The following is a 22,652-nucleotide window of genomic DNA, read 5'->3' on the forward strand; positions in this document are numbered from 1 at the left end:
TGTGCCGGACGTGCGGCGATCGGGTTTCCGACAGCGCCCGGGGGCGGACGCGGACCAGGGTGGGGGTGGCGGTGCCGAGCTGGCTGGAGGGCCTGGACCGGCGGGCGCGGCTGCGTGCCAAGGCCGGCCTCACTCGACGGCTGCGGCCGAGGAGCGCCACCGAGGACGTGGTCGACCTCGCCGGCAACGACTATCTCGGGCTGTCCCGGCATCCGGCGGTGGTCGCCGCCGCGGCCGAGGCGCTGACCGGGTACGGACTGGGCGCCACCGGCTCCCGACTGGTACGCGGCTCCACCGACGCCCACCACGCGCTGGAGGACACCCTCGCCGACTGGCTCGGCACCGGGCGGACCCTGGTCTACTCCTCCGGCTACCTCGCCAACCTCGGCGCGGTACGCGCCCTGGTCCGGCCCCGCTCCCTGCTGGTCTCCGACGCGCACAACCACGCCTCGCTGATCGACGGCTGCAAGATCTCCGGTGCGGAGACCCGGGTCACCCCGCACCTGGACGTCGACGCCGTCGAGGCGGCCCTGGCCGGGGCACCGGGCCGACCGGCGGTGGTGGTCACCGAGTCGGTCTTCTCCGTCGACGGCGACCTCGCCCCGCTCGCCGAACTGCACGACGTGGCCCGCCGGTACGGCGCGCTGCTGCTGGTCGACGACGCGCACGCGCTCGGCGTACTCGGTCCGGCCGGGGCGGGCGCGGTGGCCGGCGCCGGGCTGGCCGGCGAGCCCGACGTGGTGGTGACCGCGACGCTGTCCAAGGCGCTCGGCGGAGCCGGCGGGGTGGTGGCCGGGCCGACGGAGCTGGTCCGGCACCTGGTCGACACCGGCCGTACCTTCATCTACGACACCGCGCCGCCCCCGGCGGTGGTCGCCGGGGTGCTCGCCGCCGCCGGGCTGGCCCGGGCCGGCGACGCGCTCCGGGCCGAGCTGGCCGACCGGGCCGGCACGGTGACCCGGCGGCTCGGCGCGGCCGGGCTGGCGGTCTCGGCCCCGGCCGCCGGGGTGGTCTCGGTGACCGCACCCGGCCCGGAGACCGCGGTGGCCTGGGCGGCCGACTGCCGGGACCGGGGCGTCGCGGTCGGCTGCTTCCGGCCGCCGTCGACCCCGGACACCCGCTCCCGGCTGCGGCTGACCATCAACGTCGGCATCGACCGGGCCGACTTCGACCGGGCACTCGACGTGATCGTGGAGTGTGCCCCGTGAGCGCGACCGGAGGTGTGTGGTGAGCGGCGTGGCGTGGCGCGGGCCGATCCTGGTCACCGGTACCGACACCGACGTGGGCAAGACGGTGGTCACCGCGGCGATCACCGCCGCCGCCCAGGCCGCCGGCCTGCGGGTCGCGGTCCTCAAACCCGGCCAGACCGGTACGGCGACCGGCGCCGAACCCGACGTCGACACGGTGAACCGGCTGGCCGCGCCGATGACCGCGCGTACCCTGGCCAGCTATCCCGACCCGCTGGCACCACTCGCGGCGGCCCGGGTCGCCGAGGCCGAGCCGCTGGAGCTGTACGCGGTCGCCGACGAGATCAAGGCCGACGCGGAAAAGCACGACCTGGTACTCGTCGAGGGGGCGGGCGGGCTGCTGGTCCCGATGGGGTTGCGCCCGTCCGGCGAGGCGTGGACGCTGGCCGACCTGGCGGTGTCGATCGGTGCCCCGGCGGTGGTGGTCACCCGGGCCGGGCTCGGCACGTTGAACCACACCGCGCTCACCCTGGAGGCGTTGGACCGGCGGGCGGTGCCCTGCGGGGTGGTGCTCGGTGCCTGGCCGGCCGAGCCGGAGTTGGTGCACTGGGCCAACCTGCGGGAACTGGTCCCCAACATGGTCGGCGCGCTGCCGGACGGGGCCGGCACGCTCGAACCGGGGGTGTTCCGCCGCTCCGCGCCGGGCTGGCTCACCCCGGCGCTCCACGGCGTACTCGACGACTGGCGTGCCTGGGCCGAGGAGGTCAGCTAACCGGGCTGGAGGTGCGCCGCCGCGACGTCGGGTTTCGTCTCGACCAGCCCGTACCTCGCCATCCGGTCGGCGAAGAACTCCAGCGACTCGACGTCGACCCCGGTCCCCCAGACCGGGATGTTCACCTTCGGGGCGAGGTCCGGCCGCACGTTCGCGATGCCGGGCAGCGCGGCCCGGTATTCCTCCGGATGGGCGGTGATGTGTGCGGCGGTCCGGGCGGCGGCCCGCTGGAACGCGCGTACCACTGCCGGGTTGGCCCGGATGTACGCCTCGGACGCCGCGTACGTCCCGACCGCCAGGTTCGGCTTCGCCTCGACGTACGGCCGGAACAGCACCCGTACGCCCTGGCCGACCGCGATGGTGACGAACGGCTCGATCACCAGGGCCGCCGCCACCCGCCCCTGGGTGACCGCCGGGAGCATCTCCGGGAAGCCCAGCTCCAGGAACGTGATCGAGTTCGGGTCGGCACCGGCCTTCTCCAGCGACGCCTTCAGCACGACCTCGCTGACGTTGGTCAGGGTGTTCACCGCCACCGTCCGGCCGGCCAGGTCCGACACCGTCCGGATCGGCGAGTTCGCGGCGACGACGACGGCGGAGAAGTCCCGGGCGGGATCGGCGCCGACCGACGTACCGGGGGCGATGATCCGCACGGGTATGCCCCGGCTGCGGGCCAGCAGCATGGAGACCGCGTTCGAGCCGCCGATCGCCAGGTCGCCGGAGACCAGCCCCGGCACGATCGCGGCACCGCCCTGCTGCCGGACGAGTGCGACGTCGAGACCCTGCTCGGTGAAGAACCCCTGCTGGATGCCGAACGCCAGGAAGGAGGCGGGCGCCCCCTCGATGTCGCCGACCTTGATCGCGACCGGTCTCTCCCGGCTCGGCCCGTCGGCGTCGGCCGGTGTGGTCGGCCCGGAGCCGCCGCAGGCCGCCGTCGTCAGGACCAGGAGTGCGGCGCCGCCGTACCGGATGATTCTGCTGGCCAGCCTGCTCATCGGAGCTCCCCGCAGGGATCGGAATCCATCGGCGTTCCCGAATCTTAACAGCGGGCGGGCGGGGTAGCACCGGTTGCCACCTGCCCGGGAGACGCGCCGTCCTCCGGGTCCCGGCCCGGCCGGAGCGACCGGCGGTTCCTGACTTTCGGCAGTAACCGGCCGGTGGCGCGGCTTGTAGCCTGGCCGGGTGATGGCCGGGCTCCGCGACGTACGGCGGTGGCATCTGCCGGCCGGCTGGCGGTCGGTGCCGGTCGGGCTGCCGCGACCCGGCGGCGCGGTGCCGCCGCGCCGGCGCGACCGCCTGCTGGACCTGGCGCTCTGGGCGGTGATCTCGGTACCGATCGCGGCGCCGCTGCTCACCCCGCCGCACCCGCCCTGGTTTCCCGGCCGGCTGGTCGGTTCGTTGCTGCTGACCGGGCTCGCGGTGCTGGCCAGCCGGCGGGCGCCGCTGCTCGGGCTGCTGCTGGTGGTGCTGCCGACCGCCGGGGACGGCAACTTCATGTTCGGGATCCCGGTGCTGAGCTACCTCGTCGGGCTGCGTGAACGCCGCTCCGGCCCGGCCGCGCTCGTCTTCGCCGGGATCGGGCTCGGCGGTACGGTCCTCAACCTCGGCCTGCTCGGCATCGACGCCGAGGTCTGGTTCCTGCTCGCCGGCACACTGCTGGTCGGCGGGGTCTTCCCGTGGCTGGTCGGCCGCTACCACCGGCAGCACCGGGCCCTGGTGCTGGCCGGCTGGGAGCAGGCCGACCTGCTGGAGCGGGAGCAGCGCGGTGCCGCCGAGCGGGTCCGGATGCGGGAGCGGGCCCGGATCGCCCAGGACATGCACGACTCGCTCGGCCACGACCTGAGCCTGATCGCGCTGCGCGCGGGCGCCCTGGAGGTGGCGGCGGACCTGGACGAGGGGCACCGGCGGGCCGCCGGCGAGCTGCGGGCCAGCGTGGCGCTGGCCACCGACCGGCTCCGCCAGGTCATCGGGGTGCTGCGGGACGACGCCGAGCCGGCGCCGACCCGGCCGCCGGGGGAGCGGGTCGACGACCTGGTCGCCCGGGCCCGGGCCGCCGGGATGGCCGTCCGGCTGCTGGTCGAGGGGGAGTGCCCGGCGGCCGGGGACTCTCCCTCGATGGCGGAGCGGGCGGTCTGCTCGGTGGTGCGGGAGGCGCTGACCAACGCGACCCGGCACGCGCCCGGAGCCGCCGTGACGGTGGCGGTGCGCCGGGGCGTCGAGCGGGTCTCGGTGCGGGTCGGCAACGACCGGCCACCGGCGGGACCGCTGCCCGGGGTCCGGGGCGCCGGGTCCGGCCTGGTCGGGCTCCGTGAGCGGGTACGCCTGGCCGGCGGCACCCTGCGGGCCGGCCCCGCTAGCGGCGGCTTCGAGGTGTACGCCGAACTGCCGACCGCGCCCCGACCGGAGACCGGAGCGGCCGAACCGCCCGAGCCGGCGTACCCGGATCGGTGGCCGGGGACGGACCTCGCCGCACCGCTGGCCGGGACGGTGGAGGTGGCCACCGCACACCGGCTGCGCTCGGCCCGGCAGCGGGTCCGGCGCAGCCTGCTGGCCGTGGTCACCGTACCGGCCGCGATCGGTGCCCTGCTGGTGCTCGCCTACTACCCGATCGCCACCCTCGGCGCGGTGCTGGACGCCGACCGGTACGAGCAGCTCCGGGTGGGTCAGGACCGGGCCGAGCTGCGTGACCTGCTGCCGGACCGGCAGGTCGTCGCGCCGTCCGGTGCCGTGGGCGGGCCGGTGCCGAGCGGGGCCACCTGCGAGTTCTACTCCGACGGCGCCTTCCCGTTCGGGGCGACGGTCTACCAGGTCTGCTTCCTGCACGGGCGTCTGGTGCTCAAGGACCACCTCGGCGGGTGACCCCCCGCCCGTCCCGTCGGCGCCCCGGCCAACCGCCCCGCCGTCCGTCACCGAGTTGAGGAGTACGCGTGATCCCCGTCCTGCTGGCCGACGACGAGGCGATGATCAGGGCCGGTGTCCGGGCGATCCTCGCCACCGACCCGGAGATCGAGGTGGTGGCCGAGGCCGCCGACGGGCGCGACGCGGTCGCACTGGTCCGGGCGCACCGGCCCCGGGTGGCGCTGCTGGACATCCGGATGCCCCGGCTCGACGGGCTGGCCGCCGGAGCGGAGATCCGCCGGCTGGTACCGGAGACCGCGGTGGTCATGCTGACCACGTTCGGCGAGGACGACTACATCGCCCGGGCGCTGGGCGAGGGGATGAGCGGATTCCTGCTCAAGTCCGGGGACCCTCGGGAGCTGATCGCCGGGGTGCGGGCGGTGGCGGACGGCGCGGCGTACCTGTCGCCGGAGGTGGCGCGCCGGGTGATCGAACTCGGCGGCGGGCTGCTGGCCCGGGCACCGGCCGCCCGGGAGCGGATCGAGGGGCTGACCGAGCGCGAACGGGAGGTGCTGGCGCTGGTCGGTGCCGGGCTCTCCAACGCCGAGATCGGCCAGCGGCTCTTCCTGGTCGAGGGGACGGTGAAGAGCTATCTGAGCAGCATCTTCACCCGACTCGGGGTACGCAACCGGGTGCAGGCGGCGATCATCGCGTACGAGGCGGGCCTGACGGCCTGAGGCCGTACGGCGGTCCGGGCGGGGCCGACTGTCGTCAGGTTGCCGGCCGGTGCTCTGCCGCGCCGGCCGTCGCCCAGGCCGAGGTGCTGCCCCGGCATCCCGGTCGGGCGGCGACGTAGGCTGGGTGCCGTCCGGGCAGCCGTCGGTGCTGGAGGTCCACTGTCATGCAGCAGGTCGAGGCGGATTCCTCGATGCCGGAGGCGGACCGGGCGGCCGGCGCCGTCCGGTGGTACCCCCGGGTGCTCACCCTGGCCGTCGTGATCGTCCTGGTGGACCAGATCACGAAGTACCTCGCCGTGGCCGCGCTCTCCGACGGTGGCGTCGTACCGGTCCTCGGCGACCTGCTCAGCCTGCGCCTGCTCTACAACCCGGGCGCGGCGTTCTCGATCGGTACCGGCGTCACCTGGATCTTCACCATCATCGCCGCCGTCGCGGTGGCCGCGATCACCCGGGCCGCCTGGAAGGTCCGCAACCGGGCCTGGGCACTCGCCCTCGGCCTGGTACTGGGCGGCGCCACCACCCACCTGCTGGACCGGCTCTTTCGCGCGCCCGGGTTCGCCCGGGGCCACGTGGTCGACTTCATCGACTACGCCGGCTTCTTCGTCGGGAACGTCGCCGACATCTGCCTGGTACTGGGCGGTGCGCTGATCGTCCTGCTGTACCTGCGCGGGATCGACATCGACGGCCGGCGCGACCGGGCCTGACCCCGCCCTCGGGCGGAGCCGGGCCAGCCCGAGCACGCCTCGTCCGTGCCGGACCGGACACGCCTCGTCCGTGCCGGACCGGGCACGCCTCGTCCGTGCCGGACCGGAGTCGACCTCGGCCGGAGCCGGCTTCGCCTCCGTCGGAGTGTTCGCCGGGCGGATCGGCCCGGCCGGCGGCGGCAGCCGGTCGGACAGGGCGGCGCAGAGGTCAGCGGCGTGCGACGACCAGCGCGTCCGGCATCCGGAACGAGAGGTTGTCCGGATACCAGGGCGCCCGGAGTACGGTCACGTCGGCCAGCAGCGGAGCCGTCTCGGCGACCACCACCGCCGCCTCCAGCCGGGAGAGCTGCGCGCCGACGCAGCGGTGCGCACCGGCCCCGAACGCCAGGTGCCGGCGGGAGCCGCGCTGCCCGGGCAGGAACGCCTCCGGCGCGGCGACCACCGCCGGATCGCGGCCGGCGCGGGCCAGCCAGAGCACCAGGCTGGTCCCCGCCGGTACGGGGGTGCCGGCCAGCTCGGTGTCCCGGGCGGCCACCCGGCGCCAGGTGACGATCGGCGGCTCCAGCCGCAGCCCCTCCTCGACCACGTCCTCGACCTGCACCGTGCCGGCCCGCACTCCGGCGAGCACCTCCGGGGTGCCGGTGAGCCGGTGCAGCAGCAGGGTGAGGAACTGCGAGGTGGTCTCCTGGCCGGCGACCAGCAGGAAGAACAGTGCCCCGATCACCGCGTCCGGCGGGTGCCCGGCGGCCCGCAGCTCGGCGACCAACCCACCGCCGATCTCGGCGAACTCCCGCAGTACGGCGTGGAACCGGCCCACCACCTCGGCGAGTACCCGCTGGCGCGGCAGGTCGACCGGGGCCCAGAACAGTTCCAGGGCGGCCCGGGTGAACTCCTTGACCACCTCGGCCGGCGCCTCGGGCAGGTCGACCAGCCGGGCCAGTACCAGCAGCGGCAGGTCGGCCGCGAGGTCCGCGTACAGGTCGACGGGTGCACCGGCGTCGAGCGCGGCGCCGAGCCGGCCGACCCGCTCCCGTACGACGGTGGTCAGCCACGGCCGCTGGGCGGCGACCCGGTGTGGATGCAGCGCCCCGGCCACGATGCCCCGGATCTCGGGATGACTCGGACCGCCGTTGTTGGCCAGCGTGGCGGGTAGCCGGAAGCCGTGCCGGGCGAGGATCCGGAGCGCGCCGACCGGGATCGGGGTCATCGCGTCCAGGGCGTTGTCCGGGCGGAACGCCTCGGGATCGGCGAGCACCTGGCGGACCAGCGCGTGCCGGGTCACCACCAGGTGCGCGACCCCGACGTGATCCGGCACGGCGACCACGTCCGGCCACGGCCGCTCGACCGGCTCCTGCCAACTACGGAACAGCACCCGACCACGCTAACCAGTACGCTCTCGCCGGCCGGTGCCGCCGGTCGCCGGGGTGACCTTCGTCAGTTCCCAGACCCGGCTGTGCTTCACCCGGACGCTCTCCAGGGCGACCGTGACCGGGATGTCGTAGCCGGCCAGCGCCTCGAACCGCCCCCGCGGCAGGTACGCCCGCTCCGGGTCGCCGACCAGCACCCGGGCGCCGGCCCGGGATGCCCGGATCAGGAACCGGAGCACCCGGTTCGCCATCGCCTGGCTGTAGAAGACGTCGCCGGCCAGCACCACCTGGGCGCCACCGGCGTCGCCGTCCAGGATGTCGCCGAGTTCGCCGGCCACCACCACCCCGTTGGCCTCGGCGTTCACCTCGACGGCGGCCAGCGCCATCCGGTCGACGTCGACGGCCCGGACCTGCGTGGCGCCGGCCCGGGCGGCGGCGATCGCCACCAGTCCGGAGCCGGACGCCAGGTCCAGCACCCGGCGGCCGGCGACCGTCTCCGGATGGTCGAGCAGATAGCGGGCCAGCGCCTGGCCGCCCGCCCAGGCGAAGGCCCAGAACGGTGGCGGTTGCTCGCTGCGGAACTCGCCCTCGGTCAGCTCCCAGAGGCCGATCGGCTCGGCCGCCTGGTGCAGCCGGATCTCCGGCACCGCCGACACCGGGCTCAGGTGGGCGTACGTTCGGACGAACTCCGCAGGGCTCTCGGACACAACCGCCGATTGTGCCGGTCAGCCCGCCGGGCACACCGTCCGCCCCCGCCGATCCCCGCCCGTCCGTCCGCACTCGGCCCCGGCATGCCGGCCGGACCGGACGTCGACGCGCCGCCCACGCGTCGGTCCCGTTCCCCTGGGTCGGGCGAGTTTCCCGTACCCGGGCGTGTCGCGGCGGGGCGGTAACCGGTTCAGTACTCCGCGTCAAAAGCACCCTTTTCATTGCTGAATGGTGCTGATACGCCAGTCTTCCGCCCGCCCTTCGATGCCCATAGCGTCGATCTCGAAGGTAATCGGCGCGGAATGGGTGGTGGTGACGGTGTGGCGGCTCGCGACCCGGCTCGGGTCCACGCTGGTGTGTGCGACGGCGGGCTGGGCGATGCTGCCGGCCGAGCCGGCCGGGGCGGCTCCCGGCTTCGACACCGCGCTGACCCGGCTACCGGGGCGGTTCGTCGCCGGCGCCGGTGCCGAGACGGTCACCGCGGTGGTCTCCACCACGCTTGACGGCGAATGCCGCAAGGTCCGCTGGTCACTGGTGCTGCGCGCGGACGGCCTGCGGCTCGACCAGATCGGGATCGACCGGATCGAGGCGACCGGGGTGGTCCCGATGGACGTCCGGGGTGAGGGCGGCGGGGCCCGGCTCACCGACCGGGACCTGGATCCCGGCACGCTGTGCCGGAACCGGACGGTCACCGCCCAATACCGGGTGGCCGTCGACGAGGCGGTCACGGACGGCCGGATCGAGCTGACCGTGGAGGCGTTCGACGCCCAGTCCCGGCTGCTCGACCGGCAGAGCGCCAGCCGGGAGGTGGTCAGTGCGCGGGGCGGGCCGCCGCAGCGGCGGGCGCCGGTACCGACCGCACCGGAGCGTGCCCGGGCCACCCCGACCGAGGCGGCGCCGAGCCCGACCGAGCCGGAGCCGACCGAGTCGGTGGAGGACGATTCTCCGATCCTCGCGGAGGGGGCGGACGGGGCCGCCGGGTCGGACGAGGGCGGCTCGGGCGGCGGCGAGGCCAGCGCCACCGCCGGCCAGGGCGGGACCGGGCTGACCCAGGTCGGCTTCGCGGTCGGCGCCCTGCTGCTCTTCCTCGGCGCCGGCCTGCTGCTCCGGCTGCGCTCCCGCAGCCGGCTCGCCGAGGCGACCCCGGCACCCGCGCCGGCCCGCCGCGGCCACCAGCCCGCCGTCCGACGCGGCCACCCGGAGGCGGTACGCCGACGCGGCGGCGCCCGCCGCTATCCCGACGACTGGTGAGCACACCGAATACCCGAAGCGGCCCCGCCCGATCCTGACCGCGATCGGACGGGGCCGCTGCCCAGTGGGTGTGACTACCTGCCGAACGCCTGGAACTCGGCGATCCGGACGTGGTTCCGGGCCGGGCTGGCGGTCGTGCAGTCGGTGGTCGTCGCCGGGTCGTTGTCCTGCTCACCGGCATACTCCGGGCCGCCGGTGCACTGGCTGTCCAGCACCTGGATCCGCAGGTGCGTGGCGACGGTACGCGGGATGTCGAACGAGCGTAGGTTGATGTCCCGCGAGTACGCCCGGTACTTCCCGCCCGGGAACGCGTCCGACCGGCTGGTGTAGACCTTCCGGTAGTTCGCGTCCACGGTGCAGTCGACCCGGGTCGCGTCGCAGGCCAGTACGGCGAACGAGCGCAGCGCCGAGAGCGCGTTCTGGCTGCCCGGGTCGGCCGTGTTGGCGCTGTTCGTCGGCCGGAGATAGGCGCTCACGTTCACCCGCCGTACGGTCTGCGGCCGGTCACCGGCCAGGTCGACGGTGACCTGCTTGCCGACCACCCCCTCCAGGGAGGCCCAGTTGGTCGCCTCGGTGTCGTCGACCAGCGCGGCGGTGTTGACCCCGTCCCCGGCCACGGTCGCGCCGGAGGCGGCCGAGGCGAGGTTGCGGTCCAGCTCCAGCTCCAGGGTGACCGGCTTGTCGCCGTGCCGCCCCCGGCCAGGCTCGAACTCCTTGCTGAACCGGGTGTGCCCGAAGCCCGGGGCGACCGCCACGAACGAGAACTTCGTGTCCGCGATCACCTCGAAGGTGTCCGGCAGCGGGGTGGCCGGGTCGGTGTCGGCGACCGGGATGGCTCGGGCCTCGTACTCGCCGAGGTAGAGCCGGATCGGCGCGTCCTTGCTCTCGCCGTCGGCCTTGAGCTGGACGGTGACGTTGCGGGCGTGCGGCGAGGCGAAGCTCGGCGTCGGGTCGGTGTCGGCGGCGCCGTTGGTGGCGGCGTCCCGGCCCATCCCGGAGACGGCGAAGGCGTTCCAGATGATGTCCTGGTTGGCCCCGCCGAACCGGAGCTGGTCGGCGGCGAGCATGTTGTTTCGCATGTCCAGCATGCTGACCGAGCTGGCCGCCTGGAGCAGGTACGAGTCGAAGACGAGCTGGGTCCAGCGCCGGTTGCCCGGGCACTTCTCCACCGCCACCTTGCCGAGGGCGCAGTCGAGCTGCTTCGCCGGCGTGCCCTCGCCGTACCGCTTGACCAGCGCGGACCGGACCCGGATGTTGGTCGCGCTCCAGATCTCGCCGTCGGCGTGCACCGCCGGGCCGGCGGTGTTGTAGCCGACGTCGGAGTAGTTCAGCGGGCTGCGGCTGAAGTCGTAGTTCCGGATGCCGCTGACGGTGTTCCCGGTGACGTAGCCGCCGGTGATGAAGGGCGTCTCACCGGGGGCCCGCAGGTTGTGCTGGATCAGGTATTCCGCGCCCATCAGGTCGCCCCAGGACTCGCCCATCGCGCCGCCCTGGTGCCCGCTGATCCCGCTGTTCGGGCCGCCGATCATCCGGTTGGTGACGGCGTGCATGTACTCGTGCCCGATCACCGTCATGTCGTAGTCGCCGTCCACGCAGGGCGGGTACGGGCCACCGGCGGCGGGCTGCCACAGGTACATGTTGGTGGTCGGTTGGAGGCCGTCGCGCGGGGTGCTCTGGTTGGCGTTGTTCCGGTTGCCGCTGAGCGCGCCCTGCTGGGCCCGGCCCTGCTCGGCGTCGCCGCCGAGGCCGTCGGCGGTGAGGTTGACCGCCTGGAGGTTCCAGGCAGCCTCGTCGAAGCCGAGCCGGTAGGTCCAGTCGTGCATCCGGTTGTGCATCGCGAAGAGGTTGGCGATCGCCGCGTCCGCGTCGTTGCGCCCCTCGGAGGTGAAGACCGCCGGGTCGCACTTGGAGGTCTTCCACGGGTCGGAGAACGGGTAGACGTAGTCCCGGGTGAGGCTCTCGGTCGCCGGTACGGCGGGGGAGCCGGCGCCCCACGACACCACGTTGTTGGCCGAGTTGCCCCGCGAGGTGAACGTCGGCTGCCCGGTGGTCAGGTCCACGTCCCATGCCTGCCCGCTGTTCGCGTCCTGGACCGGGCGCTCGCAGCCGCGCTCGACGGTCAGGCACCAGAGCACCCGGGAGTCCTTCCCCGGCTTGGTCTTGCTGGGCGGGGTGGCCGGGAAGACGGCCCACTTCGGGTTGTCGGAGTCGAAGTCGACCAGGTCCTCGCGGACCAGCACACTGCTGCGCTCACCGTCGACGAAGGTGGTGAACGCGGTCGGGTGGTCGGTCCGGTCGGAGATCAGGGTGACCTCCCAGGCGGCCCGGGGCGCGGCGTCCGGCACCGGCACGGCGACCTGTCGGACGTCCCGGCTGGCCACCTCGTCGGCGGTCAGCCCGGCGTCGGCCAGTGCGACCGCGTACGCCTGGTCGGCGGTGACGGTGACCGGCTGGGGGGTTCCGGTGTTCCGGGAGAGCGAGGAGCTGACGTTGATCACGTTGCCGCCGGTGACGGCGATGCTGACCAGTCCGTCGTAGCCGGCGGGGAGGTCGCCGAAGCGCTGCCGCAGGGTCACCACGGCACCGGCGCCGATCTGCCGGACCAGCAGCTTCTCCAGGCCGGCCACGGCCGCCTCGTCCAGGCCGAACAACTCGCTGTTGCGGGCCAGGTACTGCCGGGCGGCCGTCTCCGGGTCGGCGTCCAGCCCGGTGGCGAGTGGACCGTCGGTGGCGGTCAGCGCGTGCGGGGTGCCGAGCGCGTTCCACCGGACCTCACCGGCGACCTGGTTGGCCAGGCCGCGCTGCCGGGCGTTCGGGGCGGCCGAGCCGGATCGGTTGTCCACGTCGCGGGGGGCGTGGCTGCCGCCGTACGACTCCGGGTGCTCTCCCGGCTGGACCGCAGCGCCGGGGTCGCCGGCGGGTGCCGCGTTGGCGATGGTGGCGCCGGGCAGCAGGGCGGCGGCCACCACGGCCGCCATCAGCGCGGGTACCCCGCGCCGACCGGTCCAGATCGTTGATCTCCACCGGGTGTGTGGCAAGGCGTCCTCCTTGGACGAGGTACGAAGAAGCCGACCGGTCAGGTCGGCTTACGGGTGGGGAAGTTGGATCATGAGCGCGTGTAGATACGTGGATATCAGGAGGTGCGGGGGGAAGCAAGGATCAGTCGGGTACAGACGCCGGGGATAGGTTCCGTTCGTATAACGGTTCAACGGAGCCGGTCCGTGGTCGGGCGTTCTCGCAGGTCCGGCCGGTCTTCGGTCGCGGTGCTGTCTCTTGACAAGCGGCCCGCGTCACCCCTAGCGTCCGGTTCTGTTGGATCGTTTCATTGCCGTACCGCACGACCAGCCACCGTCAACTACCGCCCCCGCGACCCGGCCCACGTCGAGGGAGGATCCGCCGCTGCCCGCCCAGGCATCCCTGCGCCCGCTCAGGCAAGCGGTTTCCTGCCCCGGCCCTCCCAGCACCACCGCACCGCCGGTCGCCCCTGGGAAGGAGAATGTCCATGGTGCACACCCGACGGGTTCGCCGAGCCGCGAGGGCGGCAAGCCTCGCCGCGGCGGCCCTGCTCGTCCTGCCGCTGGCCGCCTGTGGTGGTGACGACGCCTCGGACGGCCCGGTCACCCTCGACTTCACCTGGTGGGGCAACGAGGACCGGGCCAAGGTGACCGAGGCGGCCATCGACCTGTTCGAGGCGAAGCACCCGACCATCAAGGTGAACACCTCCTTCGGCGCCTTCGACGCGTACTTCCAGAAGCTCTCCACCCAGATCGCCGGTGGGGACGCGCCGGACGTGGTGCAGATGGACCGCGCCTACCTGCGGGAGTACGCCGACCGCAACGCGCTGCGCGACCTCACCGAGTACATCGAGGACGGCACCCTGAAAGTCGGGGACATCACCCCGACCCTGCTCCCGGCCGGCAAGGTGGGCGACGCGACGTACGCGGTGCCGATCGCCCAGAACACCCAGGGCGTCGTCTACGACCCGGCGCTGTGGCAGAAGGCCGGCGTACCGGCGCCGAGCCCCGAGTGGACCTGGGCCGACCTTCAGGCGGCCGGGCAGAAGCTGAGCCAGTCCAGCGGCGGCAAGGTGGCCGGCTTCGGCGACTTCGGCTTCGCCATCGACTGGTTCGACATCTGGCTGCGTCAGCGGGACAAGGCCATCTACACCGACGACGGCAAGCTCGGCTTCACCGAGGCGGAGCTGACCGAGTTCTGGACGATGACCGGCCAGATGCGTGCGGCCGGCGCGCTGGCGCCCCCGGCGCTGACCACCCAACTCGACGGCTCGGTGCAGAACTCCTCGCTGATCAAGAAGGGCGTCACCGCGGAGGTCAACTACGATTCCGGCTTCACCGGCATGGTCAGCGCGTACGGCGGCCCGCTGGCCATCGTGCCGATGCCGAGCGACACCCCGAAGCGCGGGATGATCGCGGCGATGTCGATGGCCTACAGCGTCGCGCAGCGCAGCGAGCACCCGAAGGAGGCGACCATGCTGGTCGACTTCCTGGTCAACGACGTCGAGGCGGGCAAGGCGCTGGCGGTCTCCCGGGGGATGCCGGCCAACGCCAAGGTGCGGGACGCGATCGCCCCGAGCCTGGCCCCGAACGACAAGCTGGTCTACGAGTTCGAGCAGTCGGTGGTCGACAAGCTGCTGCCCACCCCGCCGCCGCAGCCCAAGGGCGGTGGCGCGGTGAAGGCCGAGTTCCAGCGGATCTACGACGAGGTCATCTTCGGCCGGATCCCGGTCGCCGAGGGGGCCAAGCGGGTCATCGACGAGGCCAAGAGCCAACTCGGCTGACATCGCCACGAAGACCGGAAGGTGCCCCCGTCCCACCCGGGACGGGGGCACCTTTCCCGGCCCGACCGCCCTGGGATGCGGCGGAGCCGGAAACCCGGGCGGCCGACCCGGCCATCCGGCCGGCCGCGGCCGGGGTCGGCCGGGATCGGCGCGACGCGACCGCCCTCGCCTGTCGGTTGAAACGAATCAATCAGATACGACGCTATTGCGGTACGGCGACACCTGTCAAGGCATCGCCGACAGACATCCGAGGTCAGGGCCGTCACTACTCGGTCGCCGGACCCGGTTACCGGTGCACGGCGGCCGGTGCGTCGGCCGCCCCGATGTGCGCGAATCGGCTTGGACAGATGCCGATGCGCCGTAACAGATGCCGATTCGTAGTCCGACCGACGAATGTCACCAGATCGCCGATTCGGGGTACGCCGAGGCATCGGACGAGCGCGGCCGGGGCGGGGCCGGGGCTGGCTGCCGCGTCCGGCCCGGCGTACCGCCTCGTTCGCTGCGGCTCGGCTGGGCGACTCGCCGACCTGGCGGTCCTGCGGCCAGCCGGCGGGGGCTGAAAGCCCGACGGCGGTGCCCGGACCAGCCGCTTTCTGGTCCGGGCACCGCCGTCTCGGTGCGGGTGTTGCTCAGAGCAGGCCGTCGGTGAGCAGGTTGGTGGTGCCACCCAGGTCGGCCGCGCCGCCCACCAGCCCGGTCACGCTGCCCAGGGTGCCGTCGACGGTGCCGGTGACCCCACCGACGGTGCCGCCGAGGTCGGTCACCCCGCCGACGGTGCCGGTCACGCCGCCCAGGCCGATGCCGCCGAGCGTCCCGTCGACCGTGTCGGTCACCCCACCGACCGTGCCGCCGAGGTCGGTCACGCCGCCGACGGTGCCGCCGAGGTCGGTGACTCCGCCGACGGTGTCGGTCACGCCGCCCAGGCCGATGCCGCCGAGCGTCCCGTCGACGGTGCCGGTGACGCCGTTCACGGTGCCGCCGAGGTCGGTGACCCCGCCGACGGTGTCGGTGACGCCGCCCAGGCCGATGCCGCCGAGCGTTCCGTCGACCGTGTCGGTCACCCCACCGACGGTGCTGGTGACCCCGCCGGCGGCGCCGCCCAGGTCGCTGGTGTCGGCCAGCTCGGTGACTCCGCCGACGGTGCCGGTGACGCCGCCCAGGCCGATGCCGCCGAGCGTCCCGTCGACCGTGCCGGTGACGCCGTCCAGGGTGCCGCCGATGTCGGTGACGTTGCCCAGGTCGGCGAGACCGGCAACGTTGGTCAGGTCGGTGATGTTGGTCAGGTCCGTCACGCCGCCCAGGCCGTCGCCGCCGACCAGGGTGGTCGTGCCGGTGACGGTGGAGGTCACGGTGGTGGCGGCGAAGTCGGCGGTGCCGAGTACGCCGTCGACGGTGCCGAGCCCACCCGTGGTGCCCAGCAGCGTCGAGTCGAGGGTGCCGGCCACGTCGTTCACGCCGGACAGGTCGACGCTCAGGCCGCCGTCCAGGCCCAGCACCGGCAGGGCGGAGCTGACGCCGACCTCCAGGCCGCTGGGGTCCACGCTGACGCCGGCCACGCCGGCCACGTTGACGTCGGCGCCGGTGCTGTAGACGCCGGCGGTGAACTGGTTGGCGACGGTCTGCACCTGCCCGACGACGCTGGTCGGGCTGAGGCTGACCGAGCCGAGGCTCAGGCTCTCCACCGCGCCGAGGTCGGTCAGGCCCTGTAGCGGTACGGAGTCGACGACCAGCGGGAGGACGTCCGCGACGTCGGCCGGGACCACGTCGCCGAGCCCGACGCTCGCCAGCGTGCCGGTCGGGTCGAGTTCGTACGCCGTGCGCAGGTCCACGTCGCCGAGCAGGTTGACCACGAAATCCTGCAAGGTCTGGGGGCATTCCATGTCGGGAGTCGCCTCGGGGGCCGGGGCTGCCTCGGGGGCCGGGGCGGGGGCAGGGGCCGCCGGGGCCGGAGCCGGGGCGGGGGTCTCCACGGTCGGTGCCGATTCCACGGTGACGATCTCCTCAGAGGTTTGGGCGGGATGATCTGGGCATGTCGTTCCAGACCTGGCGCCGACCGTACGGCGTTGCCGACGTACCGGACATCGGGGACGATCCCCGGTTCTCGCCCCAACCGGTTAGGTCCGAGGTCCCGCCCCGGGTTAGGGGCATAGGGGCTGCGCTCGGCGGGCCGCCCCGACCGTGGGCCCGGTCCGACCCGGCGGGCCGGTCCAGTCCGGCGGATCGGCCCAGTTCAGCCGGCTGCCCCTGCGGGGTCGGGGCGTCGGCCCGGGAACCCCCGCGGTCGACGTCCACGTCGTAGCGGTCGACCAGCTCGACCGGCGGAGTGCTACGCCGGACGGTCCGAACCGGACCGACCCCGCGCCCGGTCCAGCCGGCCGGCCAGCAGGCCGAGTTCGTCGGCGAGCTCGGCGGGTTCGAGCACGGTGAACTCGGGGCCGAGCAGGGCGAGGTGCAGCGCCAGGAAGCCGAGCGAGTCCGCTCCGGTGCTGAGCAGGCAACTGTGCCGGTCCACCGCCTCCACCAGCCCGGCCGTCGGCGGGACCCGTTCGGCGACCTCGGCGGCCGGCGCGTGCACCAGTACCCGGGCGCGGTACCGGTACGGCGCCGCCCCGACCGAGTCCGCGACGAAGGTCGCCGGGTCGGGCGGCTCGTCCGGCGTGAACCGCGACCCGATCGAGCGGATGTCGTCGATCCGGTCCGCCCGGAACGTACGCCAGGCGTCCCGGTCGGTGTCCCGGGCGACCAGATACCAGCGGCGGCCGGTGTGCACCAGCCGGTGCGGCTCCACCCGTCGGATGCTCGCCTCGCCGTCCCGATCGCGGTATCCGAAGGTGATCCGGTGCAGGCTCTGGCACGCCTCGGCGATCGCGGTCAGCAGCTCCGGGTCGACGGTGGGTGCCCCGCCGGCCAGCGGGACGGTGGTGAGCCGGAGCGCGGCGGCGCGCTGGCGCAGCCGGGCCGGCAGGATCCGTTCCAGCTTGGCCAGCGCGCGCAGCGAGGTCTCGGCGATCCCGGTCACGCTCTGGCTGGCCGCGGTGCGCAGGCTCAGCACGACCGCCACCGCCTCGTCGTCGTCGAGTAGCAGCGGCGGCAGCGTCGACCCCGCGCCGAGGGTGTAGCCACCGGCGACGCCGGGCGTGGCCCGGACCGGATAGCCGAGGTCGCGCAGCCGGGCCATGTCGCGGCGCAGGGTACGCACGGTCACGCCCAGGCGCTCGGCCAGTTCCGGGCCGGTCCACCCGGTCCGGGTCGGCAGGAGGGCGAGCAGTCGCAGCAGCCGCGCCGAGGTGTCGAGCATTTCCCGAGTCTGCCAGGTAACCAGGAACGATCCTGTCCGCAATTGGGGCTAGCCTCAGAGACATGGACTGGTGGTCCTTGGGCTGCGGGCAGCGCAGGTTCTAGAGGTGGAGAGGTCATGGCGGTTGGTTGGAAGCTGGTCTTCGATGCGGGTGACCCGCATCGTCAAGCGGTGTTCTGGGCGGAGGCGTTGGGTTACCTGATCGAGGACAACAGTCCCTTGGTCGAGCAACTGCTGGCCGCCGGGGTGATCGACGAAAGTCTGTGTGTCGAGTTTCAGGGGAGGCTGTTCTGGCGAGACGCCGCAGCGGTGCGGCATCCCGAGGACCCGTTCGACCTGGTCAGCGGTACGGGCCTGGGCCGGCGGCTGTTGTTCAACCGCGTTCCGGAGTCGAAGGCGGTGAAAAACCGTCTCCACGTCGACATCCACGCCGGCCACGATGCGCGAGAAGCGACTGTGGCGCGCTTGCGGGAGCACGGCGCGACGCTGGTCCGTCACGTCAAGGAGCCTGGGGGTGAGTGGTCCCTGCTCACCGACCCGGAGGGCAACGAGTTCTGCGTCGCCTGAGCCACGTCGAGGACAATCCCGCCAAACGCGTCAACCCGCAGGCGCTCGACACCGGCCCGGCCCGCAATGAACCTTTTCAACCTCCCCTTGTGGTCCGATGGACCGCGAGGTCGAACGCGGGGCGCGAGCGCCGCGCGGTCCAGGTTGAAAAAGGTTCAATCTCTGGGAACGCTCGGAACGACCCATCGGCTCGTGAAACCCCTGCGCTGTGCGTGATGGCTACCACCGATAGCGTGGATCGCTGACCCGGGCCGGTCGCCGTCGGCAGCGGTTCGGCGGTCCGCTCGCAATTTCCGGCAGGGCGCCGCAGAGAAGGGCTCCATGCTCCGATGGCGGTTCGCTCGTTCTCGCACATCCCCGATTCAGGTACGCCTGCCAGATGTGGTGAATAAGCTGGACGCGTCGTCTCGCATGGTGGCGCGGCGCCGCCTGTTGTCGTGCGGTGGACGGGCCGGCGACGGGTGCGATCGCGATGTGTCGGCGAACGTCACCCGCAACAAAGCCGTGGTCGGTCGGCTCTGGGGTTGTCCATCGGGGGATGAGTATGCGCGGCCACGATGAGGCGGAGGTCGGGGCCAGGAGGATGCCGTTCGGAATTCGCCCGGTGACCAAGTGGACCCGCGTCACCACCGCCGAGCTCTTCTTCGACCTGGTGTTCGTCTTCGCGTTCATCCATGTCACGACGCTGTTGACCGAGGATCCGAGCGCGCTGGGGCTGGTCCGCGGCCTGCTGGTGCTCGCGGTGTTGTGGTGGTCGTGGTCGCTGTTCGCCTTGCTGAGCAACCGGGTGCGAGCCAATTTCGGGGTGGCACGTTTGGTGCTGCTCGCGGCGACGCCCATCATGTTCGTGCTGGCCGTCACGATTCGCGAGGCGTTCGAGGATTTTCCGGGCGGGCTCTACGGGCCATTGGTGTTCGCCTGGGGCTACCTGCTGGTTCGGATGTTGTACCTGGCGACCTATTGGTACGCCACACCGGGGATCCAACTCCGGGAGGTGTCGAGACTGGTCGTGTCGATGGCCTGCGCCGCCGCCCTGCTCTTTGCCTCCGCGCTCGTTCCGCAGCACCTGTTCGACCACACCTGGCATGTCGAACTGGCGCAGATCGCGTTCTGGGTGCTGGCCGTGCTGGTGGAATACGGGATGGGTCTGACGCTGCCCGGGGCGGGCCAGGAGGGCTTCGCGGCTCGACACTGGACTGAGCGGCACGGGTTGATCATGATCGTCGCCCTTGGCGAGGCTCTTGTCGCGGTCGGCCTCGGCGGGTCGAATCTGGCCGTCTCCTGGGAGTTGATCGGCGCATCGGTGTTGGCCGTCGTGGTGGCCGGCGTTCTCGAGTGGACGTACTTCGACGTCGTCGCGCTTGCCGGGGAGCGCAGTACGCGGCAGGCGAGACCGCAACACCGAATGCGGCTCGCCCGCGACGCCTACAGCTACCTGCACCTGCCGATGATCGCTGGGATCATGCTCCTCGCCCTCGGGCTCAAGCAGATGCCCGCCTTCGTCGACCCGATCCTGAGGCACCCGAACGCTCGACTACCCGAGTTGGGAGCATGGTCCCTCTACGGCGGCGTTGCGCTGTTCCTGCTCGGCCACGTCGCCTTTCAGCTCCGAATTACCCGGCTGGTCCGAACGATCATCTGGCCTCGGCTAGCCACCGCGCTGCTGCTGGTCGTCCTGATCCCGGTCGCGGGGCTGCTTCCGGCCCTGTGGGCGCTGGGCCTGCTGGCGTCGGTCGGCGTCGGTCTGGTCCTCGTGGAGATCGTCGTCGCCGACGGCCAACGCCGGCGGTTGCGCGAATCCGTACAAACTGAGGAGGCTGGTGCCGGCAGCGTTGAATCGCCGGGGGTCAGCCCATCGTGAGCCTGCCCCGGCGGCATGTCGATCCGCGCGGGCGTACGCGTCGATCGTCCTCCGCTCCCGCCCCAGGTCAGTCCAGATCTACCGCCACACCGCTGGCTACTCTTGCCGGCCCGACACCGGCCACTTCTCCGTCAGGACCCTCGGGCCGATCAAGCCAGCTCCCAGGTTCTGCGTCTCCCGGTAGCCGCGCCACCCTCCTGCCGGGTCAGGAGGCGGGCGGCGCGAGGATCCGGTCGAGTGCGCCGCGCAGCCGGGGCGCGAGCGTACCGGCGTAGGTGGCGGTGAGGTGCTGGTTGTCCCGGTAGACCAGCACTCCGCCGATCACCGGGGCGCAGCGCTCACCTGGGCAGATCGCCCCGGTCAGGTCGATCAGGCCGACCCGGGGGAGTCTGTCCAACGCCGCGAGTTGGGCGGCCCCGGCACCGGCCGCCAACGCGACCTGTCGCTCGGTCGCGCACCGGGTCAGCCGGCGCGGGTTCGCCGCCACGCACGTCGCGCTGTCGGCGGCGAGGATCGGGGTCGCCCGGAGCACCACCGTGGGCACCTTGGCCGAGACCAGATCCGACCAGGTCCGGCGCATGGCGCCCACCAGCGCGTCGTGTGCCGGCCTGCCGTTCAGGCCCCGGCCGCCGGCCATCGGCTGGTAGCGGGAACTGGTGGTCAGCAGCAGCTTCGGCCGTTCCGGACCGGTGAGCGCGGCGCGGACGTTGCGGTACCACTCGGCGCAGGCGTCCCGCTGTGCCCGGTCTCCGTTGCGCACCTCCACCCGGAGGAACGGGCAGTTCGGCTTGAGGTACGTGACCAGCCGCCAGCCCTTCTCCACCGCGATCGTCTGGAGCGCCGGTACCCAGCTCGCGGCGTGTGTGTCGCCGGCCAGCGCGACGGTGAACGGGGCGTCCCGGTCGCCGTACACGCAGGACTGGGCGGTGCCGCTGGTGACCGGGGGGAAGCAGTTGTGCCGGTAGACGTCGGGTAGGTCGGTCCGGGCGTCGGCCGGGTTCGGGGTGATCGACTCGACCCGGTCGACCGGGACACCGGCCCGGCTGGTCCGGGGCGAGCGGCCCAGCGCGGCGGCACCCGGAGTCGCCGGTGATGCTGGGCTGGGGGTAGCGGACACCGGTGCGGCGGCGGGTGGCGGTGCCGGCTGCTCGGGCGGCCAGACGGTGAGCTGGAAGAGCAGCCCGGCGAGTACTCCGGCGGCGGGGAGCAGCGTGCCGACCCGGAGTACCTGCCCCGGCGACCAGCCGTCCAACGCACCGGTCCGGGCCGGGATCTCGACGTACCGGTGGGTCAGCACGGCGAGCAGTACGGCCCCGCCGAGTACGCCGAGATCGGCTGCCGGTGGGAGGTCGCCGAACCGGGCGTGTGTGGCGACCAGCAGCGGCCAGTACCAGAGGTAGAGCGGATAGCTGACCGCTCCCACCGCCCGCAACGGCCGCGCACCCAGCACCCGGTACACCCCGCCCGGCTCGGCCGCTGCCGTGGCGCCGCGCGTACCCGTGGCGTCGGCCTCCCGGCCGATCGTGCCGCCGGCGATGATCGCGGCGGCGCCCAGCGCGGGCAGCAGGGCCAGTGGCCCGGGAAACGTCGCGTCCGGTCGCAGGGTGAGCACGGCGACCCCGACGGCGGCCAGTCCCGCCCAGCCGAGCAGGCTGCCGAACCACCGGGGCAGCCCGGCCAGCCGCGCACCGAGCAGGGCGAGCACGGCGCCGAGGGCCGGCTCCCAGAACCGGGTGGTGCTGACGAGGAAGGCACGCCCAGGTTCGGTGGCGGTGTACCAGACCGCCCAGCCGAACGAGCCGAGCGCCACCAGACCAGCGGCGACCAGCAGCGGGCCGGTCAGCGGCAGCGGACGGGTGGGCAGCAGTGCGCGGCTAGGCAACAGCGCGCGGCTAGGCGCCAGCGGACGGGTGGGCGGCAGCGGGCTGGTGCCGGGCTGCGGCCGGCGGCGTACGGTCCAGGCCGCGACGCCGGCCGCCAACAGCGGCCAGACCAGCGTGAACTGCGCGGCGACCCCGACCGCCCAGAGGTGGGCCAGCAGGCTGGCGCCGGCATCCGGGACGACCGCCTGGGTGTGCTGCGCGGCGAGCCGCCAGTTCAGCAACTGCCCGGCACCGGCCAGCACGTCCCAACCCGCCGCCGACCAGCGGTCCCGGGGCAGGCAGGCCAGCGCCAGCGGCAGCGACGCGGCGAGCACCAGCGTGCCGGCCGGCAGTGCCCGCCGGACCCGCCGGGCGAAGAACCAGGCCAGGTCGATCCGCCCGGTGCGCCGCCACCCGCCGAGCAGGGCGGCGGTGACCAGGAAGCCGGAGACCACCAGGAAGACGTCGACGCCGACGAAGCCGCCCGGGACGACACCGATTCCGACGGCGCCGAGCAGCAGCGACCCGACCGCCAGGGCGCGCAGGCCGGTGAGGTCGGCCCGCTGGTCGGCCGGGCCGGCGGCATCCCTCCGGGACCGTGGCCGCGACTGCGTCACCATCTGTCAACCTCCGGCCCGGTCTTCTGTCCAGTTAGTCCCTTCTTAACAGATGAGTACCTTGATAGACGTGTTTTGCGGTTTACGA

Annotated in this window: 16 protein-coding genes; 9 read left to right on the forward strand and 7 right to left on the reverse strand. The window is 73.3% G+C overall.

What is annotated here, in order from left to right; all coding sequences use genetic code 11:
• The first annotated feature begins 71 nt into the window (after window positions 1-71).
• Both Pma05_RS31310 and bioD read left to right on the forward strand, forming a co-directional pair.
• Window positions 72-1,208 (forward strand): 8-amino-7-oxononanoate synthase, encoded by a 1,137-nt coding sequence (locus Pma05_RS31310; protein WP_203861105.1) that lies wholly within the window; start codon window positions 72-74, stop codon window positions 1,206-1,208.
• Window positions 1,209-1,254: 46 nt separating this feature from the next.
• On the forward strand, window positions 1,255-1,959 hold the full coding sequence (gene bioD / locus Pma05_RS31315; RefSeq protein ID WP_203861125.1) for a dethiobiotin synthase: 705 nt from the start codon (window positions 1,255-1,257) through the stop codon (window positions 1,957-1,959).
• Here bioD and Pma05_RS31320 read toward each other — a convergent pair.
• Window positions 1,956-2,951 (reverse strand): ABC transporter substrate-binding protein, encoded by a 996-nt coding sequence (locus tag Pma05_RS31320; RefSeq protein ID WP_203861106.1) that lies wholly within the window; start codon window positions 2,949-2,951, stop codon window positions 1,956-1,958. The two genes, bioD and Pma05_RS31320, sit on opposite strands and share 4 nt — an antisense overlap.
• A gap of 190 nt (window positions 2,952-3,141) precedes the next feature.
• On the opposite strand from Pma05_RS31320, the gene Pma05_RS31325 reads away from it, so the two are divergent.
• The 3 genes from Pma05_RS31325 to Pma05_RS31335 all read left to right on the forward strand — a co-directional run bounded on the left by Pma05_RS31325 (window position 3,142) and on the right by Pma05_RS31335 (window position 6,235).
• Complete coding sequence (locus tag Pma05_RS31325; RefSeq protein WP_203861126.1) at window positions 3,142-4,815, forward strand: sensor histidine kinase; 1,674 nt, start codon at window positions 3,142-3,144, stop codon at window positions 4,813-4,815.
• A gap of 101 nt (window positions 4,816-4,916) precedes the next feature.
• The gene (locus Pma05_RS31330; protein ID WP_372441587.1) at window positions 4,917-5,531 is read left to right on the forward strand and encodes a response regulator; all 615 of its coding nucleotides are present in this window, start codon (window positions 4,917-4,919) and stop codon (window positions 5,529-5,531) included.
• A 164-nt stretch (window positions 5,532-5,695) separates the two neighbouring features.
• The gene (locus tag Pma05_RS31335; RefSeq protein ID WP_239313456.1) at window positions 5,696-6,235 is read left to right on the forward strand and encodes a signal peptidase II; all 540 of its coding nucleotides are present in this window, start codon (window positions 5,696-5,698) and stop codon (window positions 6,233-6,235) included.
• Window positions 6,236-6,443: 208 nt separating this feature from the next.
• On the opposite strand, the gene Pma05_RS31340 is transcribed toward Pma05_RS31335, so the two are convergent.
• Both Pma05_RS31340 and Pma05_RS31345 read right to left on the reverse strand, forming a co-directional pair.
• Window positions 6,444-7,607, reverse strand: coding sequence for a cytochrome P450 (locus tag Pma05_RS31340; protein WP_203861108.1), 1,164 nt, complete (start codon window positions 7,605-7,607; stop codon window positions 6,444-6,446).
• A gap of 9 nt (window positions 7,608-7,616) precedes the next feature.
• Window positions 7,617-8,309, reverse strand: coding sequence for a class I SAM-dependent methyltransferase (locus tag Pma05_RS31345; protein WP_203861109.1), 693 nt, complete (start codon window positions 8,307-8,309; stop codon window positions 7,617-7,619).
• Window positions 8,310-8,619: 310 nt separating this feature from the next.
• Between Pma05_RS31345 and Pma05_RS31350 the strand changes: the two genes are divergently transcribed.
• Window positions 8,620-9,561, forward strand: coding sequence for a hypothetical protein (locus Pma05_RS31350; RefSeq protein WP_203861110.1), 942 nt, complete (start codon window positions 8,620-8,622; stop codon window positions 9,559-9,561).
• A 74-nt stretch (window positions 9,562-9,635) separates the two neighbouring features.
• Here Pma05_RS31350 and Pma05_RS31355 read toward each other — a convergent pair whose 3' ends face one another.
• Window positions 9,636-12,599, reverse strand: coding sequence for a M36 family metallopeptidase (locus Pma05_RS31355; protein ID WP_239313459.1), 2,964 nt, complete (start codon window positions 12,597-12,599; stop codon window positions 9,636-9,638).
• Window positions 12,600-13,063: 464 nt separating this feature from the next.
• Between Pma05_RS31355 and Pma05_RS31360 the strand changes: the two genes are divergently transcribed.
• Window positions 13,064-14,359 carry an ABC transporter substrate-binding protein gene (locus Pma05_RS31360; protein WP_203861111.1) on the forward strand — a complete coding sequence of 432 codons (1,296 nt, stop codon included), beginning with the start codon at window positions 13,064-13,066 and terminating at the stop codon, window positions 14,357-14,359.
• 629 nt (window positions 14,360-14,988) lie between these two features.
• On the opposite strand, the gene Pma05_RS31365 is transcribed toward Pma05_RS31360, so the two are convergent.
• Entirely contained in the window at window positions 14,989-16,239 is a 1,251-nt protein-coding gene (locus Pma05_RS31365) for an IniB N-terminal domain-containing protein (RefSeq protein WP_203861112.1), read from the reverse strand.
• Between the two features lie 446 nt (window positions 16,240-16,685).
• The gene (locus Pma05_RS31370) at window positions 16,686-17,657 is read right to left on the reverse strand and encodes a helix-turn-helix transcriptional regulator (protein WP_203861113.1); all 972 of its coding nucleotides are present in this window, start codon (window positions 17,655-17,657) and stop codon (window positions 16,686-16,688) included.
• 117 nt (window positions 17,658-17,774) lie between these two features.
• Between Pma05_RS31370 and Pma05_RS31375 the strand changes: the two genes are divergently transcribed.
• Both Pma05_RS31375 and Pma05_RS31380 read left to right on the forward strand, forming a co-directional pair.
• The gene (locus tag Pma05_RS31375) at window positions 17,775-18,224 is read left to right on the forward strand and encodes a VOC family protein (RefSeq protein ID WP_203861114.1); all 450 of its coding nucleotides are present in this window, start codon (window positions 17,775-17,777) and stop codon (window positions 18,222-18,224) included.
• Window positions 18,225-18,828: 604 nt separating this feature from the next.
• Window positions 18,829-20,085 (forward strand): low temperature requirement protein A, encoded by a 1,257-nt coding sequence (locus Pma05_RS31380; protein ID WP_203861115.1) that lies wholly within the window; start codon window positions 18,829-18,831, stop codon window positions 20,083-20,085.
• A gap of 205 nt (window positions 20,086-20,290) precedes the next feature.
• Here the strand turns inward: Pma05_RS31380 and Pma05_RS31385 are convergent, their stop codons facing one another.
• A complete protein-coding gene (locus Pma05_RS31385; protein WP_203861116.1) occupies window positions 20,291-22,567 on the reverse strand; it encodes an acyltransferase family protein in 2,277 nt (758 codons plus the stop codon).
• Window positions 22,568-22,652: the final 85 nt, after the last annotated feature.

Origin of the sequence: Plantactinospora mayteni (assembly GCF_016862935.1) — a bacterium.
In the GTDB taxonomy this organism is placed as follows: Bacteria; Actinomycetota; Actinomycetes; order Mycobacteriales; family Micromonosporaceae; genus Plantactinospora; species Plantactinospora mayteni.